The sequence below is a fragment of the Rhizobacter koreensis genome (assembly GCF_013366375.1).
Taxonomy (GTDB): domain Bacteria; phylum Pseudomonadota; class Gammaproteobacteria; order Burkholderiales; family Burkholderiaceae_C; genus Schlegelella_A; species Schlegelella_A koreensis.
The window spans coordinates 518,590-534,029 of record NZ_JABWMJ010000002.1 but is presented as its reverse complement, the minus strand read 5'-3'; the positions used below and the strand labels follow the sequence as shown (position 1 = coordinate 534,029).

The window sequence follows — 15,440 nt, the reverse complement described above, 5'->3', positions numbered from 1 at the left end:
GTGCATGCGGCGGCGCGGGTGCGCCAGCGCACCGAACTCGATGGCGTCACCCGAAGCCTAGCCGTATCGCTTCGCTGCGGCGCGGGTGACCGCGACACCTGCTCGCGGATGCGTCCGACGGGCCGTGTGCCGGACGCGCGAGCGACGCCGCGCGTGACGGATCGCGCGCTGCGGCGGGCCGACTCGTTGCGTGGGCCGTTCGTGCCGCTACGGCAGCGGACCGATGCGCTCCATCAGCGACGGCCTGCCGCGCCAGGCGCTCACGCACGCATCGACGCCGAGCAGACCCAGCACGGCCGCCGCGGCGAGCGAGCCCAGCAGCGTCGCTGCGCTCGCAAGCGCGAGGACGACGCCCGCGAGCCCGACGAAGAACACGCCGAACGCGGCGATCACGATGCGGTGTCCGCGGCGTGGCGGCGCGGCGCTCGGCAGCGGTCGCTTCATGCCACGTCAGGCCGCCGCGAAGCGGAGCTCATCGGCGCGTACCGGCGTCGCGCGCGGGCCGAAGCTCGCGATGTTGGCGAGCGTCGCGTTGTGGTGCGCGATCACCTGCGGCGCCGACAGCACCGCATTGCCGGCAGACGTGTGCGCGTCGGCGACCAGTCGCACCGGGTAGCCGAGCGCGAGCGCGCGTCGCACGCTGGTGTCGACGCAGAACTCGCTGTGCATGCCGCAGACCACGAGCTCGGCGACGCCGAGGCGCTGCAGAAGCTCGTGCAACGCGGTGCGGTGGAACGCATCGGGCGTGGTCTTGGGGACGCGATGGTCGCGCGGCTCGACGACTAGCGCGTCGGCGAGCTGCCACGCGCGCGTGCCATGCTCGAGATAGCCGGGCCCCGACTCGTGCTGAACGAACACGACCGGTACGGCTGCGTGCCTGGCGCCGACGGTGATGCGGTTGATGCGTTCGATCGTGCCGGCGCAGTCGAACGCGGCGCCGGGACCTTCGCAGAGGCCCTGCTGCACGTCGATGACGAGAACCGCGCTGCCCATCCGTGTCGCCCCTCCCGAAGGTGTCGATGATGACCCCGCGCGTGCCGCACGCTCAAGGCCCGGCTGACGAAAGGAACGACCGCCGTGAGCCTCCGACCCGCGGCGTTTCGGGACCGTGTCGATCGACGAGCTAGAGCGAAAGCAGCACGACGCCCCACACGATCAGCACGAGCTGGAGCAGGTTGATCGCAAGCGCGGCGATGTGGATGCGCCGGAAATCGCGGATGGATCGCTGATCGTCGCCCTGGATGCGGTTGCCCAGCTGCTGCATCGCCGGGATCAAGGTGCGCCGCAGCAGCAGCGTCACGGCGAGCAGCGCGCCCGCGCCGAGCGCGAACCGCAGCCTTCCCCACAGCGCATAGCTGACGCACGCCCCCAGCGAGGTGCCGATCGCGACCTTGTAGTACAGGTTGAAGAACGACCGCACGAAGCGTGCGTCGAGCGGCGTGTCGTGCTTGAGCACGAGCAGCGGAAGCCCGCCCATCAGGAAGTACGCGGTGCAGACGAGCATCGCCACCGTGAAGCCGAGCGAGGGATAGATGGCCGCATTCATCCGCGCCTCCTGCAGCCGGCGCGCACGGGCGCCGGCGTGGCGTCGCGAGGTCGATCCCTACCCGAGGGCCGCAGGGCGACGCGTCGGATGCGATCGCGATCGCCGACCCGGGCTGCCCTCGGCCGGATCGGCTCCGCGACGGAGCGACGATTCTGCGCTCGCACAGGCGCGCTTGAGCCCACGTTCGCGCGAACGGCTCGACGTCGCTTCGTCCGACGATCCGCAAGCTGACGAGCGGGCCGTCGGCGCCTCAGTGCCGCGTCACGACGATCGGCGCGCCCTTCGTGATGATCATCGTGTGCTCGTACTGCGCCGACAGGTTGCCGGACGCGCCGACCAGCGTCCAGCCGTCGGCCGCCTCGCTGAGCACGCGGCTCCTGGTCGACAGGAACGGCTCGATCGTGATCACCATCCCGTCGTGCAGCAGGCGGCGATCGGCCGGGTCGAAGTACCCGGGGATGTGCTCGGGCTCCTCGTGCAGCGAACGGCCGACGCCGTGGCTGCCCAGGTTCTCGATGACCTTGAAGCCGTACGCCCTGGCGGTGCGCTCGATCGCCGCGCCGATGCCGCTGATCGGCTTGTCGGCGCGCGCCTGCTTCATCGCCTGCTCGAGCGCGGCGCGCGTCGCGTGGCACAGGCGCGTCTTCTGCGGGTTGGTCGGGGGCACGACGCGGGTGCCGCCGGTGTCGGCGAAGTAGCCGCCGAGCTCGGCCGAGACGTCCACGTTCACGACGTCGCCGGCGCGGATCACGCGCTCGCCGGGAATGCCGTGCGCCGCTTCCTCGTTGACGCTGATGCAGGTCGCGCCGGGAAAGTCGTAGGCAAGGCGCGGCGCCGACCGCGCACCGTGGCGCTCGAGCAGCCCGGCGCCGATCGCGTCGAGTTCGCGTGTGGTCATGCCGGGCTCGACGGCATCGAGCATCTCGTGCAGCACGTGTGAGACGATCCTGCCGATGCGCTTGAGTGCAGCGACGTCGTCATCGGTTTCGATGGTCATGCGATCTCCTGCCGTCATCCTCATTCGTGACCCTGCGGCGGCTGCGGCGTGCCGCGAAAGGGTCGGACCAACCGGATTGTGGCCCCCGCGCCTTCCACTGCCATGCCCATCCAGCAACCCCGCACGCTCGTCACGCCGAACACGGCCCTGCGCGCCGCGATGGGCGCCATCGCACTCGTCGCGCTGTCGAGCGCGTACGCGGACCCGAACGCGCCGGTCTCCAACGCGGCGTCCGCGGTCACCGGACCGGAGGCTCCGCGCGCCGCGAGCGCAGCCGGGCCGGCGCCGGCCGCCACCGGCGCTGCCGCCAGCGTCGAACGCATGCCGCAGGTCGTCGCCTGCAAGCCGCGCTCGAAACCCATGCTGATGGGCAGCGGCCCCGGCCAGGAGACCTACTCGGTGATCTGCGCGAACGGCTACGGCCTGCTGGTGCAGTGCCTGTCGGGCGAGTGCAAGGTGATGAACTGAGCGGTATGACGGCGCTCGTGCCGATCAATCGTCCGCGATCAGTCGCTTGCCGAGCGGCACCGCCTCGTCGACCGCATAGCCGAGGTGCCGGTAGAAGTCGAGCACCGTGCGGTTGCTCGACCTGACGAGCAGGTTCAGCTTCGGGCAGCCGCGCGCGGTGAGTGCCGCCTCGACCCAGCGCATCAGCGCGGCGCCATGGCCGCGCCCGCGCATCTCGGGCGCGACTGCGAGGTAGTTGACCCATCCGCGGTGGCCGTCGAAACCGGCCATCACGCTGGCGACGACGCGGCCGCCGAGCTCGCCGACCACGAACAGCTCGCGCTGCACGGCCAGCTTGCGCGCGATGTCCTTGTGCGGATCGTTCCACGACCGCGTGAGGCCGCACGCGTGCCAGAGCGCGACGACGGCGGCTTCGTCGGGTTCGAGGAACGGGCGAATGTGCATCGGTGCAGACGGTGTCGGTGACCATGGCGCGCACGGCGCCGCTGCGATGAAGCGACGCCTTAGCCCAGCGTGTCGAGTCCCGGGTTGTACGCGACCTCCCACAGGTGCCCGTCGGGGTCGGTGAAGCAGCCCGCATAGCCGCCGTAGAACGTCGCCTGCGCGCGCTTGACGATGCGGGCGCCGGCGCGCGCGGCCTCGTCGAGGACCGCATCGACCTCGCGTTCCGAAGCGACGTTGTGCGCCAGTGCGAACTCGGTGCTGCTCGGCGGCTGCAACGCAAGGCGGGAGTCGGCGGCGAGGCTTGCGCGCGGCCAGAGCGCGAGCTTGAGGCCGCCTTCGAGATCGAAGAACGCCACCGCGCCGTTCTCGAACTCGGTGCCGACGATGCCCTTGGTCGCGAGGCCGAGCCCGTCGCGATAGAAGGCGACGGCCCGCTCGAGGTCGTTCACCCCGAGCGTGACGAGCGTGATGCGCGGCTTCATGGCGCGGCGTCCTCACCGGCCGAGGTGAGCCCGTGCTGCGCATGCCACTCCGCGAGCGAGAGGTCCGGGTATTCGTCGAAGCGCGCGTCCTGCGGCTCGCCTTCGATCTTCACCCACGGCGCCTTCGAGCCCACCATGCAGTGCACGTACTCGGGCGGCATCGGCAACGGTGTGTCGATCGCGCTCGCGTGCGGATGCACGAGGTCGGGCCAGCTCGGGTCCCACAGCCAGAGCGCGCTGCCGCACCCGGCGCAGAAATAGCGCCGCGCGCTGCTCGTGTGGGTGCCCTTGCCGTCGTCGTTCGGCAGCTGCGCGCGGTAGATGCGCAGGTGCCGCTTGCCGGTCACCTTCATCGTCTGCGTGATCGCGCCGAGGTTGATCGCGTAGCCACCTGCGCCGGCCGTCTTGCGGCAGATCGAGCAGTAGCAGCGCATGAACGGAACCGGCTCGCGCGACTCGACGCTGAACCGGACCTTGCCGCAATGACACGAGCCTTCCAGATGCACGGGCGAATCTCCTCGAGGTGATGGCCGGCGGAGCGGAACCGCTCGCCGCGGGTGGCCTGCAGAGCGCCGAGACGCATCCCGACCGCATCGGCCGAACCGAGCGCGCCACCGCGCCGGCGGTGCGACCACGCGCCGGCCGATTCTGCGCGGCCGCGCTCAGGCCCGCACCCGCGGCGCGCGGCGGCGATGCGCCCGCGTCGAGGGGCGCGCGGCCGTTCGTGGTCGACAGGCTCGGCGTGGCGTGGGTCTGCGAACGTTCAGGCGCCGACGCTGATCGACGACGGGTGCAGTCCCGGGTCGGCATGGCAGACCACGCACAGCTTGTTGCCTTCGGTATCGCGGAAGTAGGCGCCGTAGTAGTGCGCGTGGTACTCGGGACGCGGACCGGGCGCGCCTTCCGAGACGCCGCCGTTCGCGAGCGCGACCGCATGCGCGCGATCGACGACCGCACGCGACTTGGCCATCAACGCGACCATCTGGCCGTTGCCCGCGTCGTGCGCGCGCTGGTCGAACGGCTTGCCGATCAGGAACAGCGGTCGCGGGTCCGGATGCGACTGCCAGCCGGCCCACGGCCGCGACGGATCGCAGAAGCGTTCGGCGACGCCGAGCACCGGCATCAGGGCGCGGTAGAAGGCGAGGGCGCGGTCGAAGTCGGCGACGCCGACGAAGATGTGCGAGAACACGGCAGGCGGCCTCCTCGGGGTCGATGGACATGTCGCCGCGGGCGCGACATGCCGGGTGGTCAGTGCGGCAGCAGGAGCTTCTCGAAGAAGTCCGCGATCCTGCCATTCAGGAGCGGCAGCGTGCCGGCGCGGTCGAACCCGGGTGGGTCGGCGAGCAGGTGCTCGGCGATGCTGCCTTTCTCGAGCGGCGGCAGCGGCGAGAGCATCGCACCGTGGCTGCCGTCGGCAAGGCGCATCATCACCTCGCAGCGCGGCTCGCACGCCTGGCGGATGCGCTCGACATGGAAGGCGGGAACCTGGTTGACGTCCTTGTCGGCGATCACGAGGCCGAGCGGCACCTTGGGGCTGGCGAGCGTGGATGGGTCGAAGTCGGCGGCGAACGGCACCATCGCGATCACCGCCTTCACGCGCGCGTCGACGTGGCGCTGCGGCGTGTCGTCGCTGAAGCGCCACGCGATCACGCGCCTGGCGAGCCACCGCTTGACGCCGTCGAGCCAGTCGCCGCCCAGCAGCGTCGTGAAGCCCACGCACGACGAGAAGTCGTCCTCCATGTGCCGCATGCAGTGGTCGCGAAAGCGCGCCGGCGACCACTCGCCGCCGGCCAGCGTGAGCGCCGTGTGGCCGCCTGCCGAGCCGCCGAACACGCCCACCGCGTCGAGCGCGAGCAGCGGCGCGAAGCGCGGGTCCGCGCCGACGCGGTCGATCGCGCCGCTCACTTCGCGCGGCCGCTTGACCCAGCTCTCGGGTCCCGGCGTCGACGGGTCGCGAGCGTTGTCGCCGGCATGCTGCGGCAGGGCGACGACGAAGCCGCGCCCGACCAGGGTCCGCGCCAGATCCGCGTGCACCCACGGCGCGCCGCCCGAACCGTGCGAGACGACCACGAGGCGGCCGTTGCCCTTCGCGGGCGCGGCGTCCCCGGCCCACGACAGCCGGAACGGTCCGACCGATGCCGCCGATTCGGCCGCCCGCGTCGGATAGAAGACCGTGATGCTGCCGCCGTCGCCCTGCGGCAGCTGCGTCATCGCCATGCCGAGCCGCTCGGCGTGGCTGCTCGCCGCGCCGAGGCCGGCGAGAACGATGGCGGTAAGAGTCCGCATCATGATGACGGCGTCCGCGGGATGGTGTCTGCTGAGGAGCGGCGAGGTGACTCAGACCAGCCGCTCGAAATGCTGCTCGTTGACCGCGCTGCCCCAGCGGGCGCCTGCCTGCTGGTGAACGAGGCGAAAGCCGTGCTTCTCGTACAGGTGCCGCGCCGCATCGAGCCCTTCGAACGTCCACAGGTGGACGCGTCGATGGCCTCCGGCATCGCAGAAGTTCAGCGCGTCCGTCAGCAGCCGTGAGCCGAGGCCGGAGCCGCGCACCGCGTCGCCGGTGATGAACCAGCGCAGGTGCGCGCCTGCGAAATCACGGCCATCGATCGCGATGGAGCCCTGAACCTCGCCGCCGTCGAGAGCCAGCCAGAGGCCGTCACGCGCTCCGTCGCAACGCTCGCAGAAGTCGGCGAGCTCACGCGCCACCACCGCCTCGAAGGGGACGCCGAAGCCGACCAGGCGGTGGTAGTAGGAGGCGTGCAAGCGCACGATGGCGCCGATGCAGCCGGGGAGGTAGCCGCGATGGACGTCGATGGCGCTTGCTCCGCCGAGCCTCAGGCGCCGCGCGAGCCGACGGCTTTCCGGCTGACCATCTTGCGCGCCGTCGCCGCGGCCTTCCGCGTGGGCGACTTCGGCTTCGGCAGGGGCAAGGCGTCGGCGGTCACCACCAGAGCCTGCTGGAGCAGGGCGCGGTCGTCGATCTGCTCGTCGAGCCTGAAGTAGAGCTTGCTGCCGGGGTATGCCGGCGCCTGCGTCACCTCGCCGAGCACGGCGCGGCCCTCGTCGGTGGGCTTGAGGAAGAGCTGGTTGTCGCAGGCGAACGCCACCACCCGGCCGTGCAGGTAGAGCGCGTACTCGCCGAACATCTTCTTGAACGAGAGCTCGCCGCCGAGCCCGGATTGGCTCTGGACGAACTCGACGAAGGCTCGATCGGTGGCCATCTGCGGTGACTCTAGCGCTCGCCGGCACGCAAGGCAGGCCGGTTCTTGCGGAAGGAGTTCTTCACCGCGATCTTGCCGGCGCGCAGCGTGAACAGATCGCAGCCGTTCACCTCGACGCGGCTGCCGTCTGCCTGCGTGCCGGTGAAGGTCCACTCCGAAACGGCGCGATCGCCGTGCACGACGTGACGGGCGCCGCCCCAGTGCGCATCGGGAAACGTGGCCCACACGTCGGCGTAGGCAGCCCGCACGGCTTCCCGGCCGACGTGGCGCGCTCCGCACGCTTCGGGCCCGGCGGAAGCTTCGAACACGCAGTCGTCGGTCATGAACGCCATCAAGGCATCGACATCGTGCCGGTTGAAGGCGTCGGCAAAGGCCTGCAGGAACTCGGGCGTGACTTCAGCGTTCGCTTCGGGCATGGGGCACCTCCACTTCGGCTTCGGCGCCGCCGCCGCTTCGTCGGGCGACGCCACGCGCGGCACACGCCGCGCAGATGCACGCCCGTCCCGCTGCCGTCGGCGGCACCGACGCGAGCAGCTCGGCGGAGAACGACGCGTCGGCGCACCAGCAACGGTTCGCCGGGTCCGTGCCACCGGCAAGCGCGCACTGATTCAGCTCGCCGCAGAGCGGGCACGACGAGGTGTCTGTCGGTGGTGCAGCGGCCGTGCGCATCGCGCCGCTACTGTGGCACACGCGAGTGGCGCGCGGCGACCGCTTACCCGACGACTGCGGGTGCCGCTCGGCGGGGGCGTTCGCGAGCAGGCGCTACCGGGCCGGCGCGACCATCGCCGTGGCAATGGCCAGGTGCGGGGCGCCAGCGTCGATGCCGTTCGACAGGAAACCTTCCGCGAAGGCGAAGCTCCTCGCCGAGCGGACCACGTGGGCACGGAACGCGAGCGACTCGTTCGCCCGCGCCAGCGACAGGAACTTGACCGAGAGCTCCAGCGTCACCACCACTTCGGCCTCGTACTGCGCGAGGCCGGCAAGGACGAACGCTGCGTCGAAGCCGGCCGCGATCACGCCGCCGTTGATGGCACTCGTGCCACCGCCGCCTTGCAGCCCGGCGTCGAGCCGCGTGAACCCGATGACCGCCGTGCCCGGCGCATCGAACGAACCGCGAAAGCCGAACCACACGACTTCGTGGCGAGCGTTGAACCGCGCGAGCTTGGCGTCGCGCTGCTCGGCGCTCAGGCGAAACGGGATCGACGGGCTTTGCATGGGGGTGCGACGTGGACCGAGACGCGGCGGTGTCGCTCATTACGCCGATGCCGGGCGCGCGCGGCAACGCCGTCTGCCGGCTGCAGGCGTAGCCGGCGAGAGAGACCGAGACGCGCGCTCGGGAAGCACGACTGCAGCTGCGCAGCAGGTTGGCAGCCACAGCAGGGTGGCGACGAGCCACGGTCGGCGCGGCTGCACGCCCGTTTCGCCGAGTCGATCGCGTGACGCGCTCATTCGGGGCGGATGCTGCCGTTGAGCTCGACGAACGCGGCGCCGTGAAAGCGCGCGCCGAGCGTGTGCTCCTCGTCCCAGGTGACCGCGAGGGCCACTTCCGACATGAGCTGGCCGTCGAGCAGGGTGACGGAAGCCGACAAAAGTTCGACGCTGGCCCAGATGCTCGCCGGGTCGGAGCCCGACGGCAGCGGTGTGCGTGGCGCCTCGGACTCCCCGGCGAGCACCGCTTCGCGATACGGAGCGAGGTGCTCCGCGAGCGCGCGGGCGACGGCGTCCGCTTGCTGCGCCCACACGCGCGGCAGGTCCCTGGCAGCCGCCAGCGCGCCGGCGTCCGGGCCACGACGTGGCCCTTCGATGGCCAGAGGAAGGTCTCCTGCGCCGAGACGGAGCCGGCCGCGCCAGCGCCGACCGGACCGCCGGAGCTCGCCCAGGGTGGCGTCGACGAACGGGCGCGCCTGGAGGAAGTCGAACATCACCGGCTGCGCCGCGGCAGGCGTCGGTCGGCGATCGGGAACGATCGGGGCGCCGCGGCGCGACGCGCCTGCTGCGAGCGCCGTGCGGTGAATGGATCAGCCATCGGCCGGCTCGAAGAACGTGACGAGATTTCCGTCGGGGTCGAGGATGGAGAACTCTCTCGAGCCCCAGGGCTTGGCCTCGAGCGGCGCGTTCGGATGAACGATCCCGAAGGCGGCGCATGCCTCGAACAGCTCAGCGACCCCGTCGACCTGCACCCTGCAACTGGTGTTCTCCGCAATGTGCCGCTCCGCGCAGGCCCAGAAGTGGATGCTGACCGCTCCGCGCCGCACCACCCCGTAGACCCCTTGCTGCGCGTGAACGCTGGAAAAGCCGAGCTTCGACGCGAAGAACCCGACAGACCGCTCGATGTCGAGCGATGCCAGCACGGGTGTTGCCGATACGAACCGAACATCTCGAGTCATTGCGTGCGTTCCTTCAAAGCGAGGCTTCGATCGATCGTCCGACGATGCTTCGAGCGCCCTAGACGCTCACGCGGGCCGGCCGCGTGCGTGGCAGGCTGCGCTCGTGGCGCGATGCGGCATCCGACAGGGCGGCCGCCGAACCGCGGGCGTCGCCAGGACGGCCATGTGCCGCTGCCGGGGAGCGGCGGGCTGTCGGTCGAGGCCTGCATCACGAGGCGTCAGGCCGCGCGCCTCGAACTCGCGACGAACAGGCCCAACGCCACGAGGGTGGCGCCGCTTGCCTTGTTGAGCAGACCGGCGCGACGCCGCCCCGCGGCGCCCGGCCGCACGAGTCGCGCGGCGCCATGGACGGCGGCGACGTCCACCAACGTGTTGAGCGCCACGCACAACGTGCCCATGACGACGAGCTGCATCGCGATCGAATTGCCCCCGCTGAGGAACTGCGGAAGGAACGCCAGGAAGAACAATGCGGTCTTCACGTTGAGCGCCTCCACGAAGACCCCCTCCAGCAGCGCACGACGGGCGCCGCGAGCCTCGCTGGCGATCCGCGCCGGCGCGGGCCGCGAGAAGAGGAGCCTCACGCCGAGATAGACGAGATAGGCTGCGCCGACGTACTTCACCACCGAGAACGCCAGTGCCGACCGGGCGAGCAGCACGGACAGACCCGTCGCCGCAGCCGCGACGTGCAACAGACCACCGATCGCGGTGCCGGCGCACGAGGCCAGGCCCTCGGCTCTGCCGCCCGCGGCGGTTCTCGCGACGACATACGCCAGGCCGGGGCCGGGCGTGATGGCCAGCAGCGAGGCAGCGAGAAGGAACGCGACGGAAGGAAGCATGGCGGCGTGCGAGTCGGTCGGCTCGAGGGTCGGCGCGATTCGGCAGCTCAGGAGCCGCGAAACGGCCTCTCGACTGTCCTGTGGATGGAGAAGCTAGGCGCGATCATCTCGTACCTCATGCAAGCCGAGCCGCTCGCCGAGCGTCGCGAAGCACTCGGGGCAGAGCCAGTCGTCGTTGGCGAGAACATAGCCGTCGTGAACCGCGTCCGGCGTCGGTGCCTCCGCGATCTTCTGCCAGCACAGGATGCAGTGGTCGTGATCCCACGATGGCCTCGGCATCCTGTACGGGCGATGCCGAACAGCCGACCCGGCCAGCCCAGGTGGCGCATTGCGCAGCCGCCAGTCGTCGCTCTCGGGCATGACGACTCAACGTCCCGAGCGATCCGCCCCGGCGCCACCGTGCGCGCAGCGCTCGATGCCATCGACGGCCGGAGCGGCCAAGCGACGGCTGCCGTCGCGCTTTGACGCGAGCGAGCGCCTGCGCGGTACGCCCAGCGGAAGCCGAGCGGCGCTGACGCTCACGCAGGTTCCGACCACGGCACGAGCGCGACCTGCGTGGGTGCGCGGAGCGTGTTGTGTACCTCGGCCACGGCGTCGGTCTCGCGCAGCAGCCGATCGAGCCGCTCCGCCGATTCCGGTGAGTGGACCCGAGCGCGGTAACGGACGTTCGACGCCGCCAGACCGACGCCGAGGAAGTCGGCAGAAGCTTCGACCTCGACGCTGTGTACCTGCAAGCCGAGGCGCCGGGCTTCGCGGTAGAGGTCGTTGCAATAGCAGGTTGCCAGGCCAGCATCAGAAACTCGCCTCCGTTGACGGCGGACCCGTCGCCACGCTCCCGGGCCGGAACGTCGATGTTCCTGGACGTTGCCTTCCGTGCAGACAGCAGCGGCGTGAGCCTGGCCGGAGTTGCGCAGCGTGGCGGTGATCTTCATGCGCTGTCGGGTTCGATCGGCTGCTTCGTGAAGCCTGGTTCGACACGCCGTGCTCGGGGACGTCGCCTCGATCGACGAGTCAGGCCTCGGCGATCGCCGCGATCGAAACCTTGAGTCCAGGGATGCGCGCGGGCAGCTTCGCACCCTGTCGAGCAGGAGGATCCGAGGGAAACCACTTGAGCCACTCTTCGTTCATGCCCGCGAAATCGTCCTCATCGGCGAGTATCACGGTCACGCTGGCGAGCTTCGAAAGGGAGCTTCCCGCTTCTTCGAGGATGGCGCGGATGTTCGCCAGGCACTGCGCAGTCTGCTCCTGGATCGTCGATCCCTTGATCGCTCCGGTCGCAGGATCGATGGGGGCCGTTCCGGAGACGAAGACCAAGCCGGCGACCTTGACCGCCTGGCTGTACGCCGCGGGTGGCTTCGCCGCTTTCGGAGTGAACACGATGTGACGGGCCACGGTGAGTCCTCCTTGATGTGCGGCGACTTCGCCCGGGGCCGAACGTTCGACGTGAGCGGCCGCCGCAGGCAAGCGTAGCTCGCCGGAGAGCGGACTACCAGCGCCAGACCTCGGCAGGGCTGAGCCACGGCACGTGTTCCTTGGCGGCGCGCAGGGCCTCTTCACCCGAACCGAACGATAGGTGAGCGTACTGGCCCAGAGACTGCCACCGGCCAGCGCCGTCGTGCTCGGCGCGGTACTGCTCGAATCCGAAGGTCCCGTCTTCGCGGGCGAAGAAGTCGATGCAGTGCGTGCCGTCGGGCGTTTCCAACGACGCAAGTACCGTGCTTCTCATCGTGAGTAGTGGACTCGATGTGAAGGTGAGCGGCGGCGGGCGGCAGACCACGTGGAGCGACACTGGCCACGCACGTAGCGCGCCCTGTCGTTGGGGCCGTGGGCGTCGATCGCGACCACGAATCCGGCCATGCTCAGCATGGCGGTCGCCGCGACGGCGATGCCATCGAGGCCGGCGAGCCAATACGCGATCATGACCGCGGCGCAGACGAAGAGCACCGGCGACGCCGTCGAGCGCATCGGTCAATGGGTATCGAGTTTCAGCTGACCCGACTCAACAGCAACCTCCAACCGTAACGCGAGGGTGCCATCCCTAGTGTGAATGAACCAGTAGGACGCAGGTCCTCCGCAATTCGATCTGCCTTTGTAAGGCCCAATCGAATGCGTGCCCGCAGTCAAGTCACCCCCAAGGATTTTCGTAGCTTCACCGGTGAACGCACAATAGTTCTTGAATAGCGCGGTCTTGTCAGTTGCGCGCAAGAAAAGGAGCCGTGCATTGCTAGTTTGTAGGCGAGCCCATTTCTCGGGATCCTGTGATCTGCACGCGGCAACCATGTCAGTCAGCAGTGCGATTCCCTCGCCTTTCGAAATGTGTCGTTGAGTGGCATTTTCGATTCTTGCGCAGTCCTGCGCCCCCACGTTGCTGGCGGCAGCAGCGGCAAACAGAAGAGCGGTATAGGACGGTTGGGGCACAGAGACTCCCGCAAAAGAGATTCAGATGCCTAACGTTCGACATGAGCGGCATGACGGGGGAAGGCAAATCCTGCCGTGGCATGTCCGCTCGATGGAGGGGTTAGGCCTCACTTGCTCGCTGCTCCCAAATGATGCCGACCGCGGCTGCAACGCTTACCGCCACAACGGCTGGCCAAAAGGGAAGCTCCGTCGGCAGGAGCATCACGTACACACCGGCTACAACGACGGAGACTCCCAGGATCGGGCACCAAACACGCCAATAGCCGATGTCGCCCACAAGCGCCACCAGCGCGACTGCGAGGTGTCGGAGCATGACGGCTAAAGTCCGAGTTCAGCGGGTTCCGAAGGCAATCCATTGCAACGATGAGTTGGGCGGCGCTCTGCCACGGGCGGACTAGAACAGCGTTTCGACGACCCGGAATATCAAAGCTGCGATGGGCCCCAGCATGATGATCGCCAGCACGCCCAAAAGGAGAGTGCCATCGACCCCGGGATGATCAAGGCGGAACTGCTTCACGCGACCAACGAGGTTGTCGGGCGAACCGTCGGCACGCGCGCGGAGCAGGTACTTGCCTGGGCGCCACGCCTCAAGCAGAGCGGGTGCTAGCAGCGCTGCAGGGATCAGTGCACCTGCAGCGGCTTTGAACGCCCCCTGAACGGCAAGGGCGATCGCGAGGGCGGCGAAGCTCCCGACAAACGCGACTACGAGCACTTTCGCCCAGCTACTCACCGGTTCCCCCTGGCGCCGCACAACATTCGAACAGCGGCGGCGCCGGGCGCGAAGCGGCCTTTGCGCCGTCCGCTCAATGGAGCGGTCAGGCCACACCATCATGAACGCGCGCTCTTTCCACGGTGCGTTCCCCTTAGGCGATCCGCGCATGAGAAGCCCTTGTGAGGCGAGACGTACCTTTGATAAGTATCGATGGTGGCGAGCACTGTGGCTTCAAGCATGAGGCCTAACGTTTAAGCTGAGGGGCGCGCACAGGCAAGGGGCTTGGGCCGCGAGGCGCATGATTGAACAGCGAGCGCATCGCGGCCCAAGCGCCTTGCCGAAGCGCGTCCACTCGAGCGAAGGGTTAGGCCTCACCGTCTCGGCGTTTAGGTGGAGAGCGTCTTTGGGGCGGGATGTAGACGTACTTCTCCTTCTCCATGCTCTTGCGTCGGTGGTCCCGCCGTTCGCGGCGCGGCCAATCACAACCGCCGCAATCGCAGCAACTGAGGAAATCACAAACCTTGGAGAGTCCGCGACCGCTCGGAAGATCACAGTCGGAGTCACACGGCAGGTCGCAGTCGCAAACGCCCCGCTCAGGATGGAGGCGTTGACTCCTGAAGGCGAACCGACGATGGGAAACTCCGCATCGATACGTTCGTTGGCGTAGCAGGGTCAGCCCACCGACAACTCCGTGGCGCCGAATGACGCGGTAGCCCAACGTCGAGCAGCTCGCACGCCCGGTGTGTTGACGGTAGGCGCAGCAGAACCCCTTGTACGGCGAGACGAAGCGTTGGTATGCGCGGATTGCGGCGAGGACGACTGTGCGCAAGTTGTGTGGGCCCTAACGTTTGACATGAGCGGCGGCCACAGGCAGGCGGAGCCTGCCGGAGGACGTCCGCTCGATGGAGGGGTTAGGCGACATGGGCGTTCGCAAGCCTGTCGAGCCCGTCCCAGCCATCGACGATGGGCTCGCGATGCCTCGGATCTGCCAACTCGGATTCGGCAAGCGTCCATTCGCCTCGGCCGAACTGACAGCAATAGCATGCGGTGACAAGGTTTGAGAGCTCGTGCGTGCCACCTCTGCTGTGAGGAACTACGTGGTCCAACGAAGCGGCCATGCCATACAGCGCCGCATGTCGCGCATATTTCGCCATTCTGCCAATGCGTTTCGGTAGGAAAGGCCGTCAGCAAGATAGACCGAGCTCGACGCGAAATGACCTTGGTTTGACAGAACCGGCATCTCCATCCCATCGCGTACGAAGACCGTGAACTCGTCCGCCAAGCTTGGCATGCGTGTTGGACTCCTTCGTTCGGGCGGCAAGACGCTCGGGCGCTTCACCTGGCGATGAACTTCAGCTGTCAGCGGCCCGACGAGCCGGATGGTTCGCTCGCGAATCACTGGCATGTCTGCAAGCACAAGGAGCGAGGATGTCATCTCGCGATCGTCGAGCGCGTGCAAGTCCGCCGCTGCATCCAATAGCTTGGCCGCGAGCTCCTGCTCCGGAATCTGTGCGAGAAGGCACCGTCGCATTTGTGTCGCCTAACGTTGGACATGAGCGGCGGGCCAAAGCGTGGGCAGCACGCTTTGGAACGTCCGCTCGATGGAGGGGTTAGGCGACACGAGCACTTGGGACATGCCGGTACAACTCAGGTCGACCTTCCGCGAGAGCCAATGAGCCCGACCAAGCCGAGAACAATGCCAGCGCAAAGGAACAAGAAAGCAAGGGTGTTGTCCGGTTCCGCTGGAACGATTCGGACGTAGCCTGACGATCCGCTACCGCTGGTCGTCAGAAGATCGACGGGCAGGAAATCAGCCAAAGGTGAAAGCAGAAAAAGCGCCATTGCGACCATGAAGCCGCCTAGGTAGAGAGCAGTCCGAATCAGGAGGCGCGTCTTCATGTTGCCTAACGTGATATCGCGCTGCTTAAC

General features: G+C 68.6%; 27 protein-coding genes and 1 pseudogene. 1 reads left to right on the top strand and 27 read right to left on the bottom strand.

Annotation, left to right across the window (positions count from 1 at the left end):
• Positions 1 to 207 precede the first annotated feature (207 nt).
• The 4 genes from HQN59_RS06325 to map form a co-directional block, all read right to left on the bottom strand.
• Positions 208 to 444: a hypothetical protein gene (locus HQN59_RS06325; RefSeq protein ID WP_176067175.1), complete on the bottom strand. Its 237-nt coding sequence runs from the start codon at positions 442 to 444 to the stop codon at positions 208 to 210.
• Between the two features lie 6 nt (positions 445 to 450).
• Positions 451 to 993, bottom strand: coding sequence for a cysteine hydrolase family protein (locus HQN59_RS06320; protein ID WP_176067173.1), 543 nt, complete (start codon positions 991 to 993; stop codon positions 451 to 453).
• Positions 994 to 1,123: 130 nt separating this feature from the next.
• The gene (locus tag HQN59_RS06315) at positions 1,124 to 1,546 is read right to left on the bottom strand and encodes a hypothetical protein (RefSeq protein WP_176067171.1); all 423 of its coding nucleotides are present in this window, start codon (positions 1,544 to 1,546) and stop codon (positions 1,124 to 1,126) included.
• A gap of 250 nt (positions 1,547 to 1,796) precedes the next feature.
• The gene (map, locus tag HQN59_RS06310) at positions 1,797 to 2,543 is read right to left on the bottom strand and encodes a type I methionyl aminopeptidase (protein WP_176067169.1); all 747 of its coding nucleotides are present in this window, start codon (positions 2,541 to 2,543) and stop codon (positions 1,797 to 1,799) included.
• A gap of 102 nt (positions 2,544 to 2,645) precedes the next feature.
• Here map and HQN59_RS06305 point away from each other — a divergent pair, with 102 nt between their 5' ends.
• Positions 2,646 to 3,011 carry a hypothetical protein gene (locus HQN59_RS06305; protein WP_176067167.1) on the top strand — a complete coding sequence of 122 codons (366 nt, stop codon included), beginning with the start codon at positions 2,646 to 2,648 and terminating at the stop codon, positions 3,009 to 3,011.
• A 24-nt stretch (positions 3,012 to 3,035) separates the two neighbouring features.
• Here the strand turns inward: HQN59_RS06305 and HQN59_RS06300 are convergent, their stop codons facing one another.
• The 23 genes and pseudogenes from HQN59_RS06300 to HQN59_RS06190 all read right to left on the bottom strand — a co-directional run bounded on the left by HQN59_RS06300 (position 3,036) and on the right by HQN59_RS06190 (position 15,410).
• Entirely contained in the window at positions 3,036 to 3,455 is a 420-nt protein-coding gene (locus HQN59_RS06300; RefSeq protein WP_176067165.1) for a GNAT family acetyltransferase, read from the bottom strand.
• A 59-nt stretch (positions 3,456 to 3,514) separates the two neighbouring features.
• The gene (locus HQN59_RS06295; protein ID WP_176067163.1) at positions 3,515 to 3,937 is read right to left on the bottom strand and encodes a VOC family protein; all 423 of its coding nucleotides are present in this window, start codon (positions 3,935 to 3,937) and stop codon (positions 3,515 to 3,517) included.
• Entirely contained in the window at positions 3,934 to 4,443 is a 510-nt protein-coding gene (locus tag HQN59_RS06290) for a GFA family protein (RefSeq protein ID WP_176067161.1), read from the bottom strand. The genes HQN59_RS06295 and HQN59_RS06290 overlap by 4 nt, the downstream gene beginning before the upstream one ends.
• Before the next feature lie 257 nt (positions 4,444 to 4,700).
• Positions 4,701 to 5,126 carry a VOC family protein gene (locus HQN59_RS06285; RefSeq protein ID WP_176067159.1) on the bottom strand — a complete coding sequence of 142 codons (426 nt, stop codon included), beginning with the start codon at positions 5,124 to 5,126 and terminating at the stop codon, positions 4,701 to 4,703.
• Between the two features lie 59 nt (positions 5,127 to 5,185).
• Positions 5,186 to 6,226 carry an alpha/beta hydrolase family protein gene (locus HQN59_RS06280; RefSeq protein WP_246294708.1) on the bottom strand — a complete coding sequence of 347 codons (1,041 nt, stop codon included), beginning with the start codon at positions 6,224 to 6,226 and terminating at the stop codon, positions 5,186 to 5,188.
• Positions 6,227 to 6,274: 48 nt separating this feature from the next.
• On the bottom strand, positions 6,275 to 6,700 hold the full coding sequence (locus HQN59_RS06275; RefSeq protein ID WP_217703861.1) for a GNAT family N-acetyltransferase: 426 nt from the start codon (positions 6,698 to 6,700) through the stop codon (positions 6,275 to 6,277).
• Positions 6,701 to 6,771: 71 nt separating this feature from the next.
• Positions 6,772 to 7,158, bottom strand: a complete 387-nt coding sequence (locus tag HQN59_RS06270) for a TfoX/Sxy family protein (RefSeq protein WP_176067157.1) — start codon at positions 7,156 to 7,158, stop codon at positions 6,772 to 6,774.
• A gap of 11 nt (positions 7,159 to 7,169) precedes the next feature.
• Entirely contained in the window at positions 7,170 to 7,574 is a 405-nt protein-coding gene (locus tag HQN59_RS06265) for a nuclear transport factor 2 family protein (protein ID WP_176067155.1), read from the bottom strand.
• Entirely contained in the window at positions 7,555 to 7,827 is a 273-nt protein-coding gene (locus HQN59_RS06260) for a cysteine-rich CWC family protein (protein ID WP_176067153.1), read from the bottom strand. Before HQN59_RS06260 ends, HQN59_RS06265 begins: the two co-directional genes overlap by 20 nt.
• A gap of 93 nt (positions 7,828 to 7,920) precedes the next feature.
• Positions 7,921 to 8,373 (bottom strand): PaaI family thioesterase, encoded by a 453-nt coding sequence (locus HQN59_RS06255; RefSeq protein WP_176067151.1) that lies wholly within the window; start codon positions 8,371 to 8,373, stop codon positions 7,921 to 7,923.
• Positions 8,374 to 8,603: 230 nt separating this feature from the next.
• The gene (locus tag HQN59_RS06250) at positions 8,604 to 9,080 is read right to left on the bottom strand and encodes a hypothetical protein (protein ID WP_176067149.1); all 477 of its coding nucleotides are present in this window, start codon (positions 9,078 to 9,080) and stop codon (positions 8,604 to 8,606) included.
• 96 nt (positions 9,081 to 9,176) lie between these two features.
• Positions 9,177 to 9,509: a bleomycin resistance protein gene (locus HQN59_RS06245; RefSeq protein WP_342451135.1), complete on the bottom strand. Its 333-nt coding sequence runs from the start codon at positions 9,507 to 9,509 to the stop codon at positions 9,177 to 9,179.
• Positions 9,510 to 9,763: 254 nt separating this feature from the next.
• Entirely contained in the window at positions 9,764 to 10,381 is a 618-nt protein-coding gene (locus tag HQN59_RS06240) for a LysE family translocator (protein WP_176067145.1), read from the bottom strand.
• A 93-nt stretch (positions 10,382 to 10,474) separates the two neighbouring features.
• Positions 10,475 to 10,741: a hypothetical protein gene (locus HQN59_RS06235; protein ID WP_176067142.1), complete on the bottom strand. Its 267-nt coding sequence runs from the start codon at positions 10,739 to 10,741 to the stop codon at positions 10,475 to 10,477.
• A gap of 158 nt (positions 10,742 to 10,899) precedes the next feature.
• Positions 10,900 to 11,313, bottom strand: a complete 414-nt coding sequence (locus HQN59_RS06230; protein WP_176067141.1) for an OsmC family protein — start codon at positions 11,311 to 11,313, stop codon at positions 10,900 to 10,902.
• A 79-nt stretch (positions 11,314 to 11,392) separates the two neighbouring features.
• Positions 11,393 to 11,773 carry a Rid family hydrolase gene (locus HQN59_RS06225; RefSeq protein ID WP_176067139.1) on the bottom strand — a complete coding sequence of 127 codons (381 nt, stop codon included), beginning with the start codon at positions 11,771 to 11,773 and terminating at the stop codon, positions 11,393 to 11,395.
• A 94-nt stretch (positions 11,774 to 11,867) separates the two neighbouring features.
• Positions 11,868 to 12,107: a hypothetical protein gene (locus tag HQN59_RS06220; RefSeq protein ID WP_176067137.1), complete on the bottom strand. Its 240-nt coding sequence runs from the start codon at positions 12,105 to 12,107 to the stop codon at positions 11,868 to 11,870.
• A 92-nt stretch (positions 12,108 to 12,199) separates the two neighbouring features.
• Positions 12,200 to 12,346: pseudogene (locus tag HQN59_RS26000) on the bottom strand (sodium/proton-translocating pyrophosphatase); the annotation flags it as partial.
• Positions 12,347 to 13,193: 847 nt separating this feature from the next.
• Positions 13,194 to 13,529 carry a hypothetical protein gene (locus HQN59_RS06210; protein ID WP_176067133.1) on the bottom strand — a complete coding sequence of 112 codons (336 nt, stop codon included), beginning with the start codon at positions 13,527 to 13,529 and terminating at the stop codon, positions 13,194 to 13,196.
• 346 nt (positions 13,530 to 13,875) lie between these two features.
• Positions 13,876 to 14,340 carry a membrane protein insertion efficiency factor YidD gene (yidD, locus tag HQN59_RS27000; RefSeq protein WP_176067131.1) on the bottom strand — a complete coding sequence of 155 codons (465 nt, stop codon included), beginning with the start codon at positions 14,338 to 14,340 and terminating at the stop codon, positions 13,876 to 13,878.
• Positions 14,341 to 14,422: 82 nt separating this feature from the next.
• Positions 14,423 to 14,629, bottom strand: a complete 207-nt coding sequence (locus tag HQN59_RS26995) for an HNH endonuclease (RefSeq protein ID WP_425342692.1) — start codon at positions 14,627 to 14,629, stop codon at positions 14,423 to 14,425.
• Positions 14,605 to 14,970, bottom strand: a complete 366-nt coding sequence (locus HQN59_RS06195; RefSeq protein WP_176066329.1) for a hypothetical protein — start codon at positions 14,968 to 14,970, stop codon at positions 14,605 to 14,607. The genes HQN59_RS26995 and HQN59_RS06195 overlap by 25 nt, the downstream gene beginning before the upstream one ends.
• 188 nt (positions 14,971 to 15,158) lie before the next feature.
• Entirely contained in the window at positions 15,159 to 15,410 is a 252-nt protein-coding gene (locus HQN59_RS06190; RefSeq protein ID WP_176067127.1) for a hypothetical protein, read from the bottom strand.
• Positions 15,411 to 15,440 lie beyond the last annotated feature (30 nt).